We start from the raw sequence: 18,159 nt of genomic DNA, 5'->3' as shown, positions 1-18,159 counted from the left end.
TTTAGGGTGATCACGAGGCGGACAAGGGGGCTCAGTGAGGCTCTGGCGCGACTGGTCCGTGCGGACCAGGCTGACGTGGGTCGCCAGCGTCATGACGGCCTTGCTATGCGTGGGCGCGAGCGTGCTCGTTTTCATCGGACTGTACCGGCTCGCGGAGTCCCACCAGCGCCAGGAGATCGTGGCGAACCTCATGCACGTCTCCCGCATGCTCCACGAGGGCAAAATGACGTCCGTCCTGCCGCCTGAGGGCCAGGCATGGCACATCCAGGTCGTGGACAACTCGGGCCGTGTGCTGGCGGCGACCCCCGATCTGCGGGGCCTGCCGCCGATGGCCCGGTTCGTCCCGTCGGAGAAGGCCGTGGTCGCCTTCCAGAGGGTCTGCTCACCGCCGGGATTCCCGGACAGGTGCCCGGACGTCGTGGCGCTGCGCGTCTACCGGCCCGAGGGCGACTACACGATGTACGGCGTCGGGGAGCCCATCCCCTGGTACGTCAACCCTGTCCTGTTCCTGCTGGTCGGCAGCGCCTGCCTCGCGCTGACCGGAGCCACCGCCGTCGGGACGCACCGTCTTGTGCGCTGGGCGCTCGCGCCCGTCGAGAACGTGTGCCTCGAGCTGGCCGAGATCACCGTCTCGGATCTCAGCCGCCGGGTGCCGGTCTCCGCGCGCCACGACGAGATCGGCGCCCTCGCCGTCACCGTCAACCAGACCCTGGACCGCCTGCAGCAGGCGGTCGAGCAACAGCGGCGCTTCGCCTCCGACGCCGGCCACGACCTGCGCAGCCCCATCACCGCCATGCGCACGCAGGTGGAGGAGGCCCTGCTGCACCCCGAGGACGCCGACTGGGTCAAGATCGCCGAGGCTCTGGTCTCGAGCCTGGACCGGCTGCAGGCGATCGTCACCGACCTGCTGGTGCTGGCCAAGCTCGACGCCGGTGAGAAGATCTCGCGCAGCTACATCAACCTGGCCGAACTGGTGCGCACCGAGGTCGGCCGCCGCCCCCGGCGCAGGCGCGTCGTGCTCCACCTGCGTCCCGGCGTGGTCGTCAGCGGCGACCGGCTCCAGTTGCTGCGGCTGCTGACCAACCTGCTGGACAACGCCGAGCGGCACGCCACCTCCACGGTGACCGTCATCGTCGAACGTCACAGCGCGACCGCCGAGCTCCAGGTGATCGACGACGGGGAGGGCATCCCTCCCGACAAGCGGGAGCTGGTGTTCCAGCGCTTCACCCGGTTGCCCTCGGGCCGCGAGAAGGACATTCAGGGCACCGGCCTCGGGCTGGCCATCGCCCGCGACATCGCCCAGCACCACGACGGGACGCTGGACATCGAGGACTCCCCGGTCGGCACCCGCTTCGTCCTGCGGCTCCCCCTGCTCACCGGCCCCTGACTGCGCCCCAACGCGCGGGAGCGTCTGTGGGCGGAAGGTCTCGTGGCCGGGGTCCTGATGAGCAGGACCCCCTCGGACGTTCCCCGCCGGCGGCCGCTAGTGCCGGAACACGAAGTAGCTCTGGGTGTCCGACTGCAGATAGCCGTGGAACTTCGGGGCCTTCGCGGCCGCCGCCCTGGTGGCGGTGACGACCGTGACCACCACGTAGTTCCCGGTCTGACCCCAGCGGATCTTGCCGTAGGCGTAGCTCGCGTGCGTCTGGTCCCGGCGCCATCTCACCGCGTCGGACGAGAGCTTCTGCAGCCGGGCGGCGACCGTCTTGGCGTCCGTCTCGGCGGAGAAGGCCAGCAGGATCTGCACGGCCTTGAGGTTGCCGCCGTAGGCCGAGTAGGCGACCTGGACGGCGCGGTCGCAGCCGTACCTGGCCAGCACGCCCTTGCCGTCGACGGAAGCGCAGCTGTCGTAGTCCCAGCCGCCGACCTTGCGCGCGCTGTACTTGACGCTCCCTAACTTGAAGTTCCAGTCGTCGAACTCCGCGCTGGTGAGCCGGGTCCCCGGCTCGGTCCGGCGCGACGTCGCGGTCTGGCTGGGAGCCGCCGTCGGCTCGCCGGGCTCACTCGCGGGCGACTCCTCGGCGGAGGGGTCGGCGGACGGCGCCACCCGGTCCGTGGGCGGATCGAAGGTCGGCACCTGCACCGCCACGTCGCGCCTGGCCGGCTTGGAGTTGGCGTAGATGACCGCCAGCACGGCCCCGCCGCCCAGCAGCACGACGGTGAAACCGATGATCAGCCCGACGAGCACACCCTTACCGCTCTTGGCGGGCGGCGGCGTCCCCTGGCCAGGCATCGGATATCCCCCGCCCGGATACGGCCCCCCGCCCGGCATCTGGTACCCCTGCTCGGGATACGGCCACCCGCCGGGCAACTGGCGCCCCTGCTCGGGATACGGCCTTCCGCCGCTCGGCGGGTACCCCGCACCGGGATACGGCGCCCCACCCTGGGGCGCTCCTCCGCCCTGGGACATTCCTCCACCATGGAACGGCCCTGCTCCCGATGGCGGATACCCCTGGCCGGGATACGGTCCCGCCTCCGGCGGCGGATATCCCATCCCCGGGTGCGGCTCCGCTCCCGGCGGCGGGTATGTCCCGTGCCCCTGCCCCTGCGGCGCATCGGCCGGCGAGCCGTATCCGGGTGGCGGCGCCGGGGGCCCTCCCATCGGCTGGTACGGGTCCTCATCCCTCGGCTGGGGCTGGGGCGACTGGGGAGGATAAGCCATATTTCCATTGTGGTGCACGTGATCCCATCAGACCCACGAGTACCGGAAATGGCATTGAATACTCGCCAGTAGAGGCCCCAACCCGCCCAAATCACGTCACCGAACGGCCCGGCACAGCGGGGCCGACGCGGATACGCTCCTGCCCGGAATACTCTGAATACCCCGAAATAGCCCGCCTGAGGCGGTATTGCACGGTATGGCCGGGCCCGTCGCGGTACGCCTAGCCCGACCCCACTCCCGCCGGCGCGATGACCGCGAGCTTGTCCGGATTCATCACCCACAGGAGCCGGTCGATGCCCTCCGAGGAGGCGCTGATGGTCAGGAACGCGGTGACGTTCTCGCCCTGCGAGATCAGCACCGCGGGGCGCCCGTTCGCCTCGATCCACGTGATCTCCGTGCCCGGCCAGAACCTCGGCGCGAACGCGACCATGAACTTCGCGACCCGCGTACGCCCGGCCACGGGCACCCGGGCGACGTTCCGCATGGCCTTCCCGCTGTCGGAGTAGCTGACGACGTCCGCGGCCAGGAGCTCCTCCAGGGCGGCGAGGTCGCCCTTCCGAGCCGCCGCGAGAAACGCCTTCAGCAGCCGCCGGTGCGCGGTCGAGCTGACCGGCTTGCGGCGCTCGGCGGCGAGGTGCTTGCGCGCCCGGCTCACCAACTGCCGGGTGTTCGCCTCGCTGAGCCCGAGGATGCCCGCGATGTCGCCATAGGGGTAGTCGAAGGACTCCCGCAGGACGTACGCCGCCCGTTCCGTGGGCGAGAGCCGCTCCAGGAGGAACAGGACGGCCAGCTCCAGCTCGGCGCCCTGCTCGGCTCCGGTCTCGGGGCCGGAGCCGGTGTCCACCGGTTCGGGCAGCCACGGGCCGACGTAGACCTCGCGCCGCTTGCGAGCGGACATGGCGACGTTGATGGCCAGGCGGGTGGTCGCCGTGGCCAGGAACGCCGCGGGGTCGGCGACGACGTCGCGGTCGGTGGTCTGCCACCGCACCCAGATCTCCTGCACGACGTCCTCGGCCTCCGTGGTGCTGCCGAGGACCCGGTAGGCGATGCCGAACAGCCGGGGACGCAGTCCGGCGAAGACCGAAACGGCCTGGTCGAGCTCACCGGCCGCCCGCGGATCTCCGGACTGCATGATCGTGCTCGCCTCCCCGCTTCCCGTCTCCCCTCCACAAAGCACCCTATAAAGGGCCGGCACCGCCACCTCCACCGGAGCCCGGACGCCGAGCGGACGGGACGGGCGGCCATCTCCGTCACGGCAGGTCAGCAGGTCCCCAGGGCTGGGCGGGCGGCCAGCGGGAGCCGGAGTACGAAGCGGGCGCCGCCGCCGGGCCCGTCCTCCACATGCAGGGTGCCCTCGTGCGCCCTCGCGATGTCGCGGGCGATGGCCAGGCCGAGACCGGTGCCGCCGGCGTCGCGGCACCGGGCGGCGTCGAGGCGGGCGAAGAGCTCGAACACCCGTTCACGCTCATGGGCGGGGATGCCCGGCCCGTCGTCGGTGACGGTGAGCTCGGCGATGGCGTCGTGCGGGCGGATCTGGACCTGGATCCACCGCCGGGCGTGCTTGCGCGCGTTGTCGAGCAGGTTGGCGAGCAGCCTGCCGAGGTGGGCGGGAACCACGTCCACGGTCACCGCGGCGACGGTGCGCAGCCGGACGTCCGGACCGCCCTGCCTCGGGACGACCTGGTCGCGGACCGCCGCGGCGAGGTCGACGGGCTGATGGGGGGAGGGCGCCTCCGCCGTCATCCCCGTGAGCAACAGCAGATCGCGGACGATCGCCTGGAGCCGGTCGACATCGTCGAGCGCCGCCACCATGAGCGCGGGCAGGTCGGTCTGCTCGGGATGAAGCCCGGCCTCCTCGAGCTTGACCCGCAGCCCGGCGAGGGGCGTGCGGAGCTCATGGGCGGCGTCGGCGGCGAACCGGCGCTGCCGGACGAGGTCCCGCTCGACGGCCGGATCCACACATGTCAAGGTCATCATGCACTCCCCCCAGAGATCCCGACGATGCCAACGGCCTAGGCGTGCGGTACGGCCCGCAGACCACGGCCTCCCGCCCTTCCGCCCGGGTCGAGTCCCCGCTCGGGTCGGCGCATCATCGGCCGGTCACCCACTGAGACCGACCACCCCCCACATTCGTGACAACCCCCTGCCAAAGCTTGCGCCCCTTCACCGGACACGCCCCTCCCCCCCGGCACGTACCGGACACCTACAGCACCCGGCCCGACGAACCACAACGCACCAGATGCCGTGACCACCCAGGTCACCACCACCGGACACGCCCCTCCCCCCGGCACGTACCGGACACCTACAGCACCCGGCCCGACGAACCACAACGCACCAGATGCCGTGACCACCCGGCCTCACCCGGCGCGGCTCTCCACCGTGCTACCTGCTGGAGGTGATCGGCGCCGGGTCGGCGAGTCGTGGTACGGCGAGGCCGGCGCCGTCTACGGCGCCGGACCCGTGCTCGTTCGGGGCCGGGGTGCACTCGCTAGGCGAGGTTCGCGGCGTACACCGACACGTCGGCGCCCTCGACCTCCTCCGCGCCCATCGCGCGGGCCAGCTTGCGGTAGCGGTCGGCCTCGTCGTGGCGGCTGCGGCGCTCCAGGGTGCGGGCCAGCACCTCATGGGCCCAGCCGTTGGCCGGGTCGAGCTCCAGCAGGCGACGGAAGCTCTGCTCGGCGCGGCCGAGCTGGGCGCTGTGGAAGTAGGCCCTGCCCAGCAGCTCGACGGCCGCCCGGTTGCCCGGCTCGGCGGCCACCACCGGCGCCAGGATGCGCGCCGCCTCGGCATAGTCCCTGGCCTCGAAGAACAGGCACCCGCGCTGGTACTCCTCGTAGCTCATCGACCTCTCCTTTCGCGGCCCCCGGCACCTCCCCGGACGCCCGACCCCCCACAACACCCCCATCCCCGTCTCTCTTCCGGGGCACGCGGCCGAATGCGAGCACCTTCCGCCGAGCGATCAGCGGATCAAGGAGGACACACGAGTTCGACAAGATCGGGAGCGATGCGCGGGAACTTGCGATCGGCGGTGAGCAACGCGTCGGCGCCGATCTCGTGAGCGCCGGCGATGATGAGCGCATCCGGCACGCGAATGGTGAGATCCGCCGACCTGATGGCCGCGGCCCTCTCGGCCGTCGCCTCGTCCACCGGCATGACCTGATCGATCACGGCGCTACAGAACGCCGCCAGTGCCTTCTCCGCTGCGGCGCCTTTGCGGATCACACCAACCCGCAATTCGCTCCATGTCACCACAGAAATGGCGAAAGAAGCCGCCTGGTCTTCCCAACGGCGTACCGCATCGCGCGCATTGAGGTTAAGTGCGTCGTCGGGGTCGAGGAGACCTGAGATGATATTGGTGTCAAGCATCACCAGGGGCACGGGTCAGGTCCAGCTCTCGCGACTGGCCTCGACGTCCACGGCCTCGGTGAGACCGGGAATCGTCCCGATGACGCCATCGAAGCGGCTGCGATGTCGCCGGATGACGATGTGACCGCCCTCTTCGGTGATGTCGATGGGGTCGCCCGGCCCGAGCCCGAGTCGCCGCAGTATGGCCGCCGGAAGGGTGACCTGGTTCTTGCTGGAGATGTGCACCGGCCCCGCACGCCGGGCACGCCCTCCCTTCTTAGGCTCCATAACCTTTACTTTAACCGTCACAAGTAAAGGTTAAACGATATCACGTAACGCGTTCAACCCATTCCGGAAGGTCACCAATCTCCAGGGGGCTCCGCAGGTGATCGCCCTCACCCCACCGCAGTAGTCCGCAACCCGCAGGCGCTCACTCCTACAGCAGAACGGATCAGCCGGGAGGGCGTCGGATACGATCACCACACTCGCCGCACTGTCGACAGATGGGATGTTGTCTGATGAAGGTGGCAGTTCTCTTAGCCGGGTTCCTGGGTCTGCTCGTCGGAGCGCCGGCCGCCGCGACGGCCGAGACAGGAGCGAGCCCCGGAACGTCCCCGACCTCCATCTCCGGAACCTTCACCCCCGCGGGCGCGCCGGCTCACCAGCCCTATCCGAGCGAGTTCCCTCTCCCTGACGGCTTCCCGCCCGAGGGCATCGCCATCGGCCCGGGCCCTGTCGCGTACTTCGGCTCCCGCGCGACCGGTGAGATCTACCGGGCGGACCTGCGCACGGGCCAGGGCCGCGTCATCAGCCCCGGCCCGGGCACCCCCTCGCTCGGCCTGAAGATCGACCCGCGCGGCCGGCTGTTCGTCGCCGGCGGCACCGGCGGCGACGCCCGCGTGATCGACACCCGCAGCGGCGCGGTGCTCGCGAGCTACCGCCTGGCCACCGAGGCCTCGTTCGTGAACGACGTCGTGCTCACCCCTGACGCGGCGTACTTCACCGACTCGGTCAACCCGGTGCTGTACAAACTGCCGTTCGGACGCGGCGGAGCGCTGCCGACCGAGGTGGTGCGGGTGCCCCTGACCGGCGACATCGTCTACACGGCCGGCTTCAACGTCAACGGCATCGCCCCCACCCCCGACGGCACGGGCCTGATCATCGTCCAGTCGGGCACCGGCAAGCTGTTCCGCGTCGTCCCCTCGACGGGCGTCGCCACCACGATCGACCTCGGCGGCGAGTCCCTGATCGACGGCGACGGCCTGCTGCTGGACGGCCGCGTCCTGCACGTCGTGCAGAACAGCCTGAACACCGTGACGTCCCTGCTCCTGGACCGGGGCGCCACCTCAGGGAAGGTGGTGCGCAGGCTGGTGGACGACCGCTTCGACATCCCCACCACGATCGCCGCCTTCGGCGACCGCCTCTACCTCCCCAACGGCCGCTTCACCACACCCCCCACCCCCACCACCCCGTACAACGTCGTGGCCGTCGCCCGCACCTGACTCCCCGCACCACCGGTGTCCGGTTCCAGGCGCACCACCCGGCGACCCGTACGCCTGGAACCGGACCGATCCGAAGTCGGCGGTTACGGTTATCGCACCCTGAGGTCTTGAAGGAAGGCGTGAGGGCCGCCCAATCAGCGAGCACTCCAGACCAGCCACGGAAACCCCTACATGGCGCACCGTAGTCATCTAAGGTCGGAACGTGTTTGTCTACACTCAAACCATGGACGAGAGCACCGCGGCGGCAGACGAGGCTCCGCTCGACTACGAAGCCATCCGGCAGCGCTTCCCCTGGGTCGGGCTCGGCCCCACTGAAGAGCACGATTTCTCGAAGACCTATCGAGAGGTGATGGCCGAGGCACGGATGGGGAGAGAGATCATCGAGGCCGTCGAAACGATCAGGCGGAGTGCGTGAAGGAGCTTCTGATCGACTCTGGCCCCTTGATCGCTACTTACTCGCCGGGTGATGTGCACCATGTGCGTTGCAGCAGGCTGCTGGCAAGCTGGCCGGGGCCCGTCGTCGTCCCTGAGCCTGTGCTCGTGGAGACGTGCGGGTTCGTCCGTAACAACTTCCGTCGAGGCGCTGACTACGAGGCACAACTGCTTGACCATATGAGTTCGGGTTCCGGCCCCTTCAAAGTGGTCATGACAACCCACGAGGACCTGCTCCGCGTCGCTCAGCTGGTGCGGCAGATGGCCAACGCCCCGATGGGGTACGTCGACGCCGCCGTGATCGCGATGGCCGAGCGCCTTCATATCACCGACGTCGCGACGGTCGACACGAAGCTCGTCGGCATGTCTGTCAGCGTCTCCAAAATAAAGCCGATCTCCTGGCTCTTGCCCGACCTCTCCTAACTCAATGCCACGTCTCCTTCCGTGTAAGTCCGAGCGCCGGTCCCTGGCTTCCGCTCTGGTTCTGCACATCACGATGTGCAGAACCAGAATTGCGTCTTCCGGCACGCGGAGCACACGCTGTTGTCATGCCTGGGAGCGCTTCGCCGCGAAACGGCGTGCCAGTTCCCTGCCGCGTGCCACCTGTACCTTCTTCGCCTGGCTCGTCGCGAACCGCAGCAGTCCGAAGGGCGCCGACAGCCGGTAGTGGTCGACCACCCGGGTTCCACCGGGCACCGGGTCGATGTGGTAGCCGTAGGCCACCCGGACGCCGCCGGGGCTGACCACGTCGCCGGTTATGGCGCCCTCCCCCAGGTGCAGCGTGACCTCGATGACGTTGTCGTGACGCAACGGCCCCAAGGTGAACCGCTCGACCGCCGTGAAGTGCACCGCGTCCGGCCCGCGGCGGATGTCGCGGACCTCGACGACCAGCGGGGACAGGCCGACGTGGTTGTCCGGGTCGGCCAGGTGCTCGAAGACCTCCTCGACGGCAGCGGACAGGATCGTCGTGGTGCTGAACTCGACGCTTCTCATGCGGCATCCCGGTGAACGAGGGTAAGTGCGAAGACGGCGTGGCGTTGGCGTCACGCGCGCGGAAGGAGCTGGTCGATGACGGCGTCGATCTGGACGGCGTCCGGGCCGAGGAGCAGGCAGTCCGTACGCATCCCCTCGATCGCCTGCGACAGGATCGTGGCGGCGACCGCGGGACGCGGGACGTGCGCGCGCTCGAACTGTTCCCTGAGCAGATCGAGCAGGATCTCCCGCTGCGCGCGGTAGTGCTCGGCGAAGCCCGGGTGGGTCGTGGCGTGCGACACGAACGCCTTGGCCACGCTCGTCTCGGCGGCGCGCTCCTCATCGAGTGGAAGCAACGCCGTGACGATCGCGGACAGCACCCGACGCGGGGATCGTGTGCCTTCTCCTGACTGGGCCCGGAGCCGGTCGGCGCAGCGCCGGCAGTGGTGTTCCAGCGCGAAGAGGAGCATCTCCTCCTTGGTGCTGAAGTGGTGTTGCAGGGTCCCGGTCGTCACCCCCGCCTCGGCGGCGATCTCCCGCATGCCGGGGAACGTGCCGTGGCCGCGCATCAGGAGCCTTCCCACCGCGTCGGCGACCGCGGTGCGGCGCGCATCGGGCATCCACCGTTCTCCCATGCCCACCTCCATTACAACTGTAATGTAGTGGCCGTAGAGCACGCGCAAGACCACCGCGGACGGACGATCACCGTCGCGAGTCGTTCCGTCGGGTCGGGCTTCACCCCACCGAAGGGCACGATTTCTCGAAGACCTATCGAGAGGTGATAACCGAGGCACGGATGGGAAGAGAGATCACCGAGGCCGTCGAAACGATCAGCCGGAGTGCGAAAAGGAGCTTCTGATCCACGCCGGCCCGTGCCGCCTTCTGAGCGGGGGAATCCTGAGCCGGGCGCCGGTCCGTGACCGAAGACCCGGCGATGAGGTTCGTCAATTCACGCGAAGAGGCCGAGCATCACATGTAGCGCTTCGTTGAGTTCCTCGATCTCGGCCGGATACAAGCTACCTGCGAAGTCGCCGAGTTGGGTGATGTCCAGAGCGGTGAGTTGATCGACGAGGACCCGTGTGGTCTTTCCGTTCAGCTCGATCTCGGGCCGGAACGTCATCGGACGAGCGCTGGTCGACGTGGGGGCGACGATCAGCGTAGAGAACGAGGCGAGCGCGTCGGACTGCAGAAGCACCGCGAATCTCTCACCTCGCTGCTCATGACCCACGGCTTCGCGGGGCATGCGCACTTTGCAGACGTCACCGCGCACAGTCTTCGCCCAGGTCGCGACGTACGGCACGGATCTCCGCGAGGTCCTCTGGATCGGCGGCGAGTTCCTGCGCCTCCAGGCGGGCGACTTCCATGCGGCGCAGGCGGTTGGCGATGAGCAGCGCCTCCCGGACCACGTCCGTGGCCGACCTGCCGTCGGCGGTCAGCTCTGCGAGAGCCTTCTCGGTCTTCGCATCGATCTGCACGGTCAACACAGCCATATCATCACTGTACGACGGCGGCCGTCGCAGGCTTTTCGCCGATCCGCGTAGCCGGGTGGTGTCTCATCGTAATCCCCTTTCGGCCGGCGGGCCGGTGACGCCGGACGGATGTACGCCGACGAGCAGGAAGGCGTCTCGAATCTCCGGCCGACACTCTTTTTATGAGTATTTGTCCCTATTGGGTGGGCGATCAGGGTGGATAGGGTCGGGCCGTACGTTTGCCCGGATCCACTCTCAGGAGATCATCTTCATGTCGCGCCCGCTCGTGGTCACCGCGCTCGCCGCGTTCTGCGCCGTTGGTTCGCTCACCGGCTCGGCTGAGGCGGCCGCGCCGGCCGCGCCGGCCGTGGCCTCACCGTCGTCCGCGGGTTCCGCGACGTCCGCGGGCTTCGCCACGTCCGGGGCCAGGGTGATCTACGGGTTCGCGTGGGCGGACGGGAAGGGTGTCCTGCGTGTCACGCCGCTCAAGGCCACCCTCCACACGAAGGGTGGCCCGCCTCGCTACACCTTCGCTCCCATCGCGGGCGCCAAGGAGAAGCGCGTCGCCTACGCGCGTGCCGACGTCCGCAGGGTCACCTCGGCGTGCGACCTGAAGGAGACCGAGGGCGTCGTCAAGGTCGACGCCAAGGGGCTCGGCACCACCCGCTGCAAGCCGGCCGATCTCACGTTCGCGCTCGGCCTCGGGCCCACGCCGGTCAGGATCTCGCTCGGCGCCACCACGCGCGTCTACGAGGTCCTCGCCATGCCCGGCTCGCCGAAGACCGCCTACGGCACGATCAAGCGGGTGAACGACACGACGGTCATGTTCACCAGGGGCGGGAAGTCGATCAAGCTCGGGTACACGGGGCTGTCGTTCAGCCGCACCACCCGCTCGTGCGGCGCCGCCTGGGCGGCCGACCGCCACAACGCCCAGAAGAACGGCCTCGGCCACAAGTACTGCTCGACGGCGGACTTCACCAAGGCCCTGAGGTCCGCGAGGCGCCCCGTCGCCGTCAGAATCGACTACACGCCACTGAGCGGTCAGCTCAACCAGGTCTGGGAGACCAGCGCGCGTTGACCGTGGCCGCCTGACCCGCCGGCGCGGCGGGCAGGACGTCGACCCTGCCCGCCGCGCGACGGCCTGTCTCGCGGAACTCCGTGGCCGGTGGCCGCGGCTCGCCTACACCCGGCTCCATCGCTGGTTCGCAGCGGAGCCACAGGTCCACAGGATCACCGTGGTGCCGTTGGCGGTGTTGTTGTTGTAGACGTCCAGGCACAGGTTGCTGAACTGCACGCTGCGGATCGTGCCCTCGGCGGTGAGGTTCCACTGCTGGTTGGTTCCGCCGTTGCAGTCCCAGATCTGCACCTTCGTACCGGCCGTGGCTCCGGACGGCGCGTCCAGGCACTTGCCGAGAGCCTGGATGCTCTGCCCGCTGAACGTCCAGCGCTGGTTCGCCTGGCCATTGCAGTCCCAGATGACCGGCTGGGTGCCGTTGGTGGTGCTGCTGTTGGGCACGTCCAGGCAACGACCGGACGCCGCGCTGACCAGCGTGCTCGACGGCGTGCTCGACGGCGTGGGGGACGGGGTGACGGTGCCGCCGCCGCTGACGCGGTACACCACGGTGCCGTGCGCCGGGACGCCGGCCGAGATGGAGCCGGTGCTGCTGGTGGTGGCGTTGGTCCAGGCGTCGGTCAAGGTGAACGAGCTGCCCGACTTGCCGATCGCGGAGGCGGTGGTGGAGATGGTGGTGGTGCTGCCGCTCTGGTTGAACAGGGCGACCGCGACGTCGCCGTTGCTGAGCTTCTTGGCCAGTACGCGGCGGGTGCCGTCGTTGCTGATCTGGGTCGCCTGCAGGCCGAGGGTGTCCTGGTTGATCGCGATCAGGTTCGCGTTCTTCAGAATCGTCTGGGTGGCGGAGTCCATGGTGCGCACATCGTTGCCCATGATCAGTGGGGAGGCCATCATCGCCCAGAGGGCGAAGTGGCTGCGCATCTCGGTGTCGGTCATGCCGCCGCGGCCGATCTCCATCATGTCCGGGTCGATGAACGCCCCCGGCTTGGCGTAGGAGGCGAGCGGGACGGTGACGTTGACGATGTTCTGGATGCCCATCGGGTAGCCGTTGGTCTGGCCGGTGTCCCACTCGTTGGTGATGTCCTCGGTGGTGCGCCAGATGTTGGCGATGTCGCCCCAGTTGCGTCGTGGCCCGGTCTTGTCGTGCACGCTGTTGGAGTTGATGCTGTAGAGGATCTGCCGCCCGGAGGACGCCAGCGCGTCGCGCATCTTGGCGAACGTGCGCACCTGGTCGTCGATGGTGCCGCTCGGCGAGCACCAGTCGTACTTCAGGTAGTCCACCCCCCAGGCGGCGAACTGCCTGGCGTCTTGGACCTCGTGCCCCTGGGCGCCGGTGGCGCCGGGGTAGCTGTTGAAATACTGCGCGCAGGTCTTGTCCAGCGGAGCCTGGTAGATGCCGAACTTCAGCCCCTTGCCGTGCAGGTAGTCTCCCAGCGCCTTCATCCCGCTGGGGAACCGCGAGGAGTTGGCCTGCAGGTTCCCGGCGGAGTCACGGGTGGAGTTCATCCAGCAGTCGTCCACCACCACGTACTGGTAACCCAGATCACGCATCCCCGAATTCACGATCGCGTCGGCCATCTGCTTGATCAGCGACTCGCTGATGTTGCAGCCGAAGGTGTTCCAACTGTTCCAGCCCATCGGCGGCGTACGCGCCACACCGTTCTCCAGGGCCTGCGCCGGCGCGGCGGCGGTCACGGCCGCGGCACCCGACGCCAGGACCAGGGCCGCGGTGGCGACCGGGGCGAGAATGGCGCGTATCCGTTTGCTGTGCAAAGAGGCTCCTCGGGGGTGCGGGGCGGCCGGTTCGGTCCGGCAGGCTGGACGAGCGCCGTCCGGACCGGCGGCTTGCGATTGTTAGCGCTAACAATCGATCGCCGGGTGGGTCACGGACGCAAGGCGTAGGTGGTCCAGTGGAGAGTGCTTCGGCACTGGATCTCTGTCAAGCATGGGACGAGCCGTGATCACGCGAGCTGCGCCGACGCCGCATCCCGTCTGAAAGTTGCAGCCCGGACCCCACGGTGTGCGCGGGACCGCCGCGGTCCACCGGGCGTCGCGGACGAGAGACGCGCGACCACGATCCCGCCGCGGCCGCCGGCCGATGCCCCGCCGGCGGCCGGAGTGACTCAGTGCTCCGGGAGGGGGAGGTACTCGAACCAGTCGAAGTCGGCGACGTTGCCGGTGGGGTGGTTCTCGCCGCTGAGGTACATGCCGATGTAGGCGCCGATGAAGCCGCCCGCCATGCTGCTGCTGAGCACACGCCCGTCGACCGGCTCGCCGAGCCGGCGCCACTCGCCCGGCCGGGTGCCGTACAGCATCTGGTACTCCTGCCCGTGGGCCTCCACGCCGAGCCACAGCCGGCCCGGGGGCACGTCGGCCTGGACCATGGTGTGGTCCACGCCGTCCTGCCTGCGGATCACCGTCAGGCCGGAGGCGGTCATGACGAGCAGGATGTGGAAGTCGTCGTTCTGCACCAGGGCCAGCCCGGCCCGCTCGCGGTTCTCCGGGACGAACTCCATGGCGGTGTGCGCGGCGAAGTGCGCGTGCTCCTGCCGCCGGGCGATGAGGCTGGGGTTGGTCCGCTCGGTGATCGACTCGGGGCGGCCGCGCAGCCGCAGGAAGCCGGGGCGCTCGGTGAGGGTCCAGTACGGCTCGCGGGGCGTGCGCAGGTGGTTCCACTGGGGCATCAGCCGCGGGGTGTCGAAGTTGTCGCAGGCCGGCGGGGCGGGCCAGCGGCAGGGCGGGACGGAGGGGGCGTCACCGGCGGGCTCGACGAGGCCGGCGACCGGCCAGCCGTCCTCCCAGCGCACCGGGGTCAGGAAGGTCTCCCTGCCGAGGTTGTAGTGGTAGCCGCCGTACGGGCGCATGGCCAGCAGCACCATCCACCAGTCGCCGCCGGGGGTCTGCACGAGGTCGCCGTGGCCGGTGCCCACGATCGGGTGGTCGCGGCCGAGGTTGCGGTGGGTCAGGATCGGGTTGCGGGTGCTGCCGGTGTAGGGGCCGGTGACCTTGCCGGCGCGGGCGACGCTGATGGCGTGGTCGTGCTCGGTGCCGCCTTCGGACACCAGCAGGTAGTAGGCCCCGCCGATCTTGTAGAGGTGCGGCCCCTCGGCCCAGACGGCGCCCTTGACGGCGCCGTCCCACAGGATGTGCTCCTCGCCGACGAGCTTCATGCCGTCGAGGTCCAGCTCGCGGAGCCAGACCTCGGTGTGGCCCTCGTGGCGCTGTTGCCGGGCGGGGCGCGCGCCGTGCACCCACGCCCGGCCGTCGTCGTCGAAGAACAGCGACGGGTCGAAGCCCTCGGTCTCGGGCAGCCAGTAGGGCTCGCTCCACGGCCCGGCGGGGTCGGCGGCGGTGACGATGAAGTTGCCCGACTCCATCAGCCCGTCGACCAGCGTGGTGATCATGTAGAAGAGGCCGTCGTGGTGGCGCAGCGTGGGTGCGTAGATGCCTCCGCTGGGCCGTACGCCGTCCAGGGGCAGCTGCGACGCCCGGTCGAGCACGTGACCGAGCTGCCGCCAGTGCACCAGATCCTTGCTGTGGAAGATCGGCACCCCGGGGAACCACTCGAAGCTCGACGTCACCAGGTAGTAGTCCTCGTCCACCCGGCAGATCGAGGGGTCCGGATGGAACCCCGGCAGGATCGGGTTGCTGAAGCGCACCACGGACGGCCTTTCTCGTTGCGATCTGTACGATCCGGGCTACTTGCCCAGTTCGAGCACTCCCCATCCCGCCGTGCTCAGATAGGACCGGCCGGAGGAGTCGTTCCACGTGACGGCGCCGGTGCGGGCGGCCCCCGTCGCGTCGTTGACCTGGACGTCGAATCCCAGCAGGTCCCCCTTCGCGGGGGTGACGGTCGGCAGCGCGACCGACGCCTCGACGACGTACCCGCCGGGCACGACCTTGGCCGCGCTCACCAGGTTGTTCTTCACGCCCGCGGCGTCGAAGGTGCCCCCGATGGTCTGCCGGCCGGAGAAGGAGACGCGGTACTGCCCGTCGTCATCGTCGTATCCCTTGCTCTTGCCGTTGCCCGGGTCGACGAAGACCTCGACGGAGTCCTGCTCCCACGCGTTCTGCGACTCCTCGCTGAGCGTGGGGTCGGTGACGCGGGCGAGCACGTACAGGTGCCCGGCGTCCCACAGGGCCCGCACCTTGGCGGTCGCGCCGGAGCCGCCCTGGATCCAGGTGGCGGTGGTGACCTCGGGGGCCCTGGACCAGGCGGCGTCGGCGACGCCGTCGACGACCGGGGTGCCCTTGGCGGCGGTGGTCGCCTTGACCGGCGCGGTCAGCGTCAGCTCGCCCTTCCAGGAGACGTCCTTGCCGCCCTTGGCGTCGTGGGCGACCAGTTCGAACGGCAGCTTCCCGCCGAGCGCGGCGGAGGCGGGGAGCAGCGCCTCGGCGCGGTATCCGCCCGTGAGGGCGGCGGTGCGGTACCAGGAGGCGCGGCCGTCCCGCGCGACCACGCGGCTCGCGCCGCCGAGCCGCAGGGTGAGCGTGTCGGCCTTGTCGCAGGTGCGGTCGTCCACCTCGGCGAGCACGGCCAGGCCGGCGGCCGACCAGCGGGCCTGGAAGCGGGCGGCCAGGTCGCCCACCCGGGCGACCGGCGTGTCGGGCAGCAGGTTCCACTGCTGCTCGCGCTCGGCGTCGATCTTCACGCTCGCCTGCGGCGCGTCCAGGCGGCGGGTCAGCGGCGGCAACTGGGCAGGGTCGACGATGCCCCAGTACGCCGGCTTGGCCTGCAGTTCGTCGTCGAACGGCAGCGGCGCGTTGAGCCGGGTGATCGGGAAGGTGGACAGCCAGGTGCCGTCGTCTGCCAGGCCCCAGAGCGTCACCGAGGACAGCCGGGCGGCCTGGCGGCGGAAGACGTCGAAGATCTCCTTGTAGCGGTACCCCTGGAGCGCAAGGACCTCCGGCGGGACGGTGGTGTAGGTGGAGACGAAGTCGGTGTAGACGCTCACGTCCAGCTCAGTGACCTGCTGGTCCACGCCGAGCCCGGCGAACAGCTCGATGGTCTTCTCGATCTCGGCGGCGGCGGGCTGCTCGATGTTGACGTGGAGCTGGTGGCCGACGGCGTCGATCGGCACGCCTTCGGCCCTGAGCTTCTTGACCAGGTTGAAGACCGCCTGGCGCTTGCGCGGCAGCTCGGTGTTGTAGTCGTTGAGCACCAGCTTGGCCGCCGGGTCGGCCTCGCGGGCGACGCGGAAGGCCGTGCGGATGAAGTCGTAGCCGGTGACCTGGAACCACGGGCTGCGGCGCATGTCGTCGGGCTGGTTCTCGTCCACGACCTCGTTGACGACGTCCCAGGTCTGGATCCTGCCCTTGTAGCGGCCCATCACGGCCCTGATGTGGTTCTCCAGCCGCTTGAGCAGCAGGGCCTTGTCTGCGGGGGTGGCGGTGAGGGGCCGGTCGCCGTCCTTGAACACCCAGTCGGGGGTCTGGCTGTGCCAGGCGAGGGTGTGCCCGCGGAACCGCAGGCCGTGCGCGGCGGCGTAGTCGACCAGGTAGTCGCCGTCGGCGAAGGTGAACTCGCCCTCGCGGGGCTCGGTGGCGTCCCACTTCAGCGCATTGCCCGGGGTGACGCTGTCGAAGTGCCGGGTCAGCAGTTCCTCATGGCCGCCGAGGGTCTGGGCGCGGGAGATGGCGGCGCCGACCTGGAACGGCAGTGTGTCCTTGACCGCCGGGATGTCGGTCTGGATGGGCTTGGCGGGCACGTACGTCAGTGTGAAGTCGTCGATGTAGAACGGGAAGGTTCCGCTGGACGACTCGACGTAGACGCTGAGGAAGTCCACGTCGTAGGCCAGGGTGTATGAACCTTTCAGCTGCGTCCATCCGCCCGCGGCGATCGCGGTGGGCGCGGCGACCTGGTCGTAGCTCGCCGTCCCGTTCATCCGGCGTTCGACCGACAGCCCGAGGTCGCCGGCGGTCGTGTCAGGTCCGAGCCGCACCCACACCGACAGCGTGTACTTCGACCCCTTGGTCATCTTGCCCAGGACGCTCCGCGCCGGGCCGTCCCAGGAGGCGCTCCTGGCGGTGGCGAGCAGTGCGGCGGTCCCGCCGTGGGCCTGGTCGGTGGCGACGGTCAGCGTGGCCGAGGCGCGCGGCGACCAGCCCTGGGCGGTGCCGGTCTCGAAGTCGGTGGTCACGCCGGACCGTCCGGGGTCGGTGTCGGCGGTGATGGTGACGTCGTCGAGGTAGAACGAGGCGGTGGCGTCGGAGCTCTCGGCGTACAGCAACAGGTCGGGCGAGTCGGTGGTGAAGGAGTAGGTGCCGCTGATCTCCACCCAGGCGGCGTCGGTGACGGTGCCCGCGCCGACCCGCTCGTAGGTGGTCGTGCCGCCGTCGGGCGTGCGCTGCACGGTCAGGGCGATGGTGTTCGCGGACGTCCCCGCGGTCAGCCGCGCGTGGGCGGTGACCGAGTAGGTGACCCCCTTCTCCAGGGGCGGGGTGACGGAGGCGCCGTTCCAGGTCTCGGTGCGGCCGGTGGTCAGCAGCGACGCCGAGCCCGAGTGGGCGGCGTCCTGGACGGCCGCGACCGACACCCCCGAGCCGCGCGGCGACCAGCCCTGGGCGGTGCCGTCCTCGAAGTCGTAGCTCGCTATCGTCACCGGCGCCGCGGCCTGTGCCGTCCCGGCCGTGATGCACGGCGACAGGGACAGCGGGAGGCATAACAAGGCGGCCGCCGCCCACGAGCGCGGGAAGCGCATGACT

The 18,159-nt window shown here is 69.7% G+C and carries 18 protein-coding genes; 5 read left to right on the top strand and 13 right to left on the bottom strand.

The window, feature by feature from the left end:
- Positions 1-121: 121 nt before the first annotated feature.
- A complete protein-coding gene (locus ACFQSB_RS03410) occupies positions 122-1,387 on the top strand; it encodes a sensor histidine kinase (RefSeq protein ID WP_380824168.1) in 1,266 nt (421 codons plus the stop codon).
- A 96-nt stretch (positions 1,388-1,483) separates the two neighbouring features.
- Here the strand turns inward: ACFQSB_RS03410 and ACFQSB_RS03405 are convergent, their stop codons facing one another.
- The 6 genes from ACFQSB_RS03405 to ACFQSB_RS03380 all read right to left on the bottom strand — a co-directional run bounded on the left by ACFQSB_RS03405 (position 1,484) and on the right by ACFQSB_RS03380 (position 6,295).
- Positions 1,484-2,233, bottom strand: coding sequence for a hypothetical protein (locus ACFQSB_RS03405; protein WP_380824167.1), 750 nt, complete (start codon positions 2,231-2,233; stop codon positions 1,484-1,486).
- A 649-nt stretch (positions 2,234-2,882) separates the two neighbouring features.
- The gene (locus ACFQSB_RS03400) at positions 2,883-3,794 is read right to left on the bottom strand and encodes an RNA polymerase sigma-70 factor (protein WP_380824166.1); all 912 of its coding nucleotides are present in this window, start codon (positions 3,792-3,794) and stop codon (positions 2,883-2,885) included.
- 128 nt (positions 3,795-3,922) lie between these two features.
- Entirely contained in the window at positions 3,923-4,636 is a 714-nt protein-coding gene (locus tag ACFQSB_RS03395; protein ID WP_380824165.1) for a sensor histidine kinase, read from the bottom strand.
- Positions 4,637-5,150: 514 nt separating this feature from the next.
- On the bottom strand, positions 5,151-5,504 hold the full coding sequence (locus ACFQSB_RS03390) for a tetratricopeptide repeat protein (protein WP_380824164.1): 354 nt from the start codon (positions 5,502-5,504) through the stop codon (positions 5,151-5,153).
- Between the two features lie 125 nt (positions 5,505-5,629).
- Positions 5,630-6,040, bottom strand: a complete 411-nt coding sequence (locus tag ACFQSB_RS03385; protein ID WP_380824163.1) for a type II toxin-antitoxin system VapC family toxin — start codon at positions 6,038-6,040, stop codon at positions 5,630-5,632.
- A 3-nt stretch (positions 6,041-6,043) separates the two neighbouring features.
- Positions 6,044-6,295, bottom strand: coding sequence for an AbrB/MazE/SpoVT family DNA-binding domain-containing protein (locus ACFQSB_RS03380; RefSeq protein ID WP_380824162.1), 252 nt, complete (start codon positions 6,293-6,295; stop codon positions 6,044-6,046).
- Positions 6,296-6,525: 230 nt separating this feature from the next.
- Between ACFQSB_RS03380 and ACFQSB_RS03375 the strand changes: the two genes are divergently transcribed.
- From ACFQSB_RS03375 to ACFQSB_RS03365, 3 genes are all read left to right on the top strand, one after another.
- Positions 6,526-7,509 (top strand): NHL repeat-containing protein, encoded by a 984-nt coding sequence (locus ACFQSB_RS03375; protein WP_380824161.1) that lies wholly within the window; start codon positions 6,526-6,528, stop codon positions 7,507-7,509.
- Between the two features lie 223 nt (positions 7,510-7,732).
- Entirely contained in the window at positions 7,733-7,924 is a 192-nt protein-coding gene (locus ACFQSB_RS03370; protein WP_380824160.1) for a hypothetical protein, read from the top strand.
- Positions 7,921-8,364, top strand: coding sequence for a type II toxin-antitoxin system VapC family toxin (locus ACFQSB_RS03365; RefSeq protein ID WP_380824159.1), 444 nt, complete (start codon positions 7,921-7,923; stop codon positions 8,362-8,364). The genes ACFQSB_RS03370 and ACFQSB_RS03365 overlap by 4 nt, the downstream gene beginning before the upstream one ends.
- A 123-nt stretch (positions 8,365-8,487) precedes the next feature.
- Here the strand turns inward: ACFQSB_RS03365 and ACFQSB_RS03360 are convergent, their stop codons facing one another.
- The 4 genes from ACFQSB_RS03360 to ACFQSB_RS03345 all read right to left on the bottom strand — a co-directional run bounded on the left by ACFQSB_RS03360 (position 8,488) and on the right by ACFQSB_RS03345 (position 10,403).
- Positions 8,488-8,934 (bottom strand): SRPBCC family protein, encoded by a 447-nt coding sequence (locus ACFQSB_RS03360; RefSeq protein WP_380824158.1) that lies wholly within the window; start codon positions 8,932-8,934, stop codon positions 8,488-8,490.
- A 50-nt stretch (positions 8,935-8,984) separates the two neighbouring features.
- A complete protein-coding gene (locus ACFQSB_RS03355; protein WP_380824157.1) occupies positions 8,985-9,548 on the bottom strand; it encodes a TetR/AcrR family transcriptional regulator in 564 nt (187 codons plus the stop codon).
- A 314-nt stretch (positions 9,549-9,862) separates the two neighbouring features.
- Positions 9,863-10,156 carry a type II toxin-antitoxin system PemK/MazF family toxin gene (locus tag ACFQSB_RS03350; RefSeq protein ID WP_380824156.1) on the bottom strand — a complete coding sequence of 98 codons (294 nt, stop codon included), beginning with the start codon at positions 10,154-10,156 and terminating at the stop codon, positions 9,863-9,865.
- A gap of 16 nt (positions 10,157-10,172) precedes the next feature.
- Complete coding sequence (locus ACFQSB_RS03345; protein ID WP_380824155.1) at positions 10,173-10,403, bottom strand: hypothetical protein; 231 nt, start codon at positions 10,401-10,403, stop codon at positions 10,173-10,175.
- 250 nt (positions 10,404-10,653) lie between these two features.
- On the opposite strand from ACFQSB_RS03345, the gene ACFQSB_RS03340 reads away from it, so the two are divergent.
- Positions 10,654-11,460: a hypothetical protein gene (locus ACFQSB_RS03340; RefSeq protein WP_380824154.1), complete on the top strand. Its 807-nt coding sequence runs from the start codon at positions 10,654-10,656 to the stop codon at positions 11,458-11,460.
- Between the two features lie 102 nt (positions 11,461-11,562).
- Here the strand turns inward: ACFQSB_RS03340 and ACFQSB_RS03335 are convergent, their stop codons facing one another.
- From ACFQSB_RS03335 to ACFQSB_RS03325, 3 genes are all read right to left on the bottom strand, one after another.
- Positions 11,563-13,227 carry a glycoside hydrolase family 27 protein gene (locus tag ACFQSB_RS03335; RefSeq protein WP_380824153.1) on the bottom strand — a complete coding sequence of 555 codons (1,665 nt, stop codon included), beginning with the start codon at positions 13,225-13,227 and terminating at the stop codon, positions 11,563-11,565.
- A 350-nt stretch (positions 13,228-13,577) separates the two neighbouring features.
- Entirely contained in the window at positions 13,578-15,116 is a 1,539-nt protein-coding gene (locus ACFQSB_RS03330; protein WP_380824152.1) for a glycoside hydrolase family 43 protein, read from the bottom strand.
- Between the two features lie 36 nt (positions 15,117-15,152).
- Positions 15,153-18,155, bottom strand: a complete 3,003-nt coding sequence (locus tag ACFQSB_RS03325) for an endo-1,4-beta-xylanase (protein ID WP_380824151.1) — start codon at positions 18,153-18,155, stop codon at positions 15,153-15,155.
- Positions 18,156-18,159: the final 4 nt, after the last annotated feature.

Source organism: Sphaerisporangium rhizosphaerae, assembly GCF_042665155.1.
In the GTDB taxonomy this organism is placed as follows: Bacteria; Actinomycetota; Actinomycetes; order Streptosporangiales; family Streptosporangiaceae; genus Sphaerisporangium; species Sphaerisporangium rhizosphaerae.
The sequence above is the reverse complement of the archived record's forward strand: the minus strand, read 5'-3'. Positions and strand labels throughout refer to the sequence as shown.

Bases quoted from the DNA above. Each gene is read 5' to 3' on its own strand.
- ACFQSB_RS03340 (WP_380824154.1), top strand. From the start codon at position 10,654: ATGTCGCGCCCGCTCGTGGTCACCGCGCTCGCCGCGTTCTGCGCCGTT.
- ACFQSB_RS03375 (WP_380824161.1), top strand. From the start codon at position 6,526: ATGAAGGTGGCAGTTCTCTTAGCCGGGTTCCTGGGTCTGCTCGTCGGA.
- ACFQSB_RS03370 (WP_380824160.1), top strand. From the start codon at position 7,733: ATGGACGAGAGCACCGCGGCGGCAGACGAGGCTCCGCTCGACTACGAA.
- ACFQSB_RS03350 (WP_380824156.1), bottom strand. From the start codon at position 10,156: ATGCCCCGCGAAGCCGTGGGTCATGAGCAGCGAGGTGAGAGATTCGCG.
- ACFQSB_RS03395 (WP_380824165.1), bottom strand. From the start codon at position 4,636: ATGACCTTGACATGTGTGGATCCGGCCGTCGAGCGGGACCTCGTCCGG.
- ACFQSB_RS03355 (WP_380824157.1), bottom strand. From the start codon at position 9,548: ATGGGAGAACGGTGGATGCCCGATGCGCGCCGCACCGCGGTCGCCGAC.
- ACFQSB_RS03390 (WP_380824164.1), bottom strand. From the start codon at position 5,504: ATGAGCTACGAGGAGTACCAGCGCGGGTGCCTGTTCTTCGAGGCCAGG.
- ACFQSB_RS03405 (WP_380824167.1), bottom strand. From the start codon at position 2,233: ATGCCTGGCCAGGGGACGCCGCCGCCCGCCAAGAGCGGTAAGGGTGTG.
- ACFQSB_RS03325 (WP_380824151.1), bottom strand. From the start codon at position 18,155: ATGCGCTTCCCGCGCTCGTGGGCGGCGGCCGCCTTGTTATGCCTCCCG.
- ACFQSB_RS03380 (WP_380824162.1), bottom strand. From the start codon at position 6,295: ATGGAGCCTAAGAAGGGAGGGCGTGCCCGGCGTGCGGGGCCGGTGCAC.
- ACFQSB_RS03345 (WP_380824155.1), bottom strand. From the start codon at position 10,403: ATGGCTGTGTTGACCGTGCAGATCGATGCGAAGACCGAGAAGGCTCTC.
- ACFQSB_RS03400 (WP_380824166.1), bottom strand. From the start codon at position 3,794: ATGCAGTCCGGAGATCCGCGGGCGGCCGGTGAGCTCGACCAGGCCGTT.
- ACFQSB_RS03360 (WP_380824158.1), bottom strand. From the start codon at position 8,934: ATGAGAAGCGTCGAGTTCAGCACCACGACGATCCTGTCCGCTGCCGTC.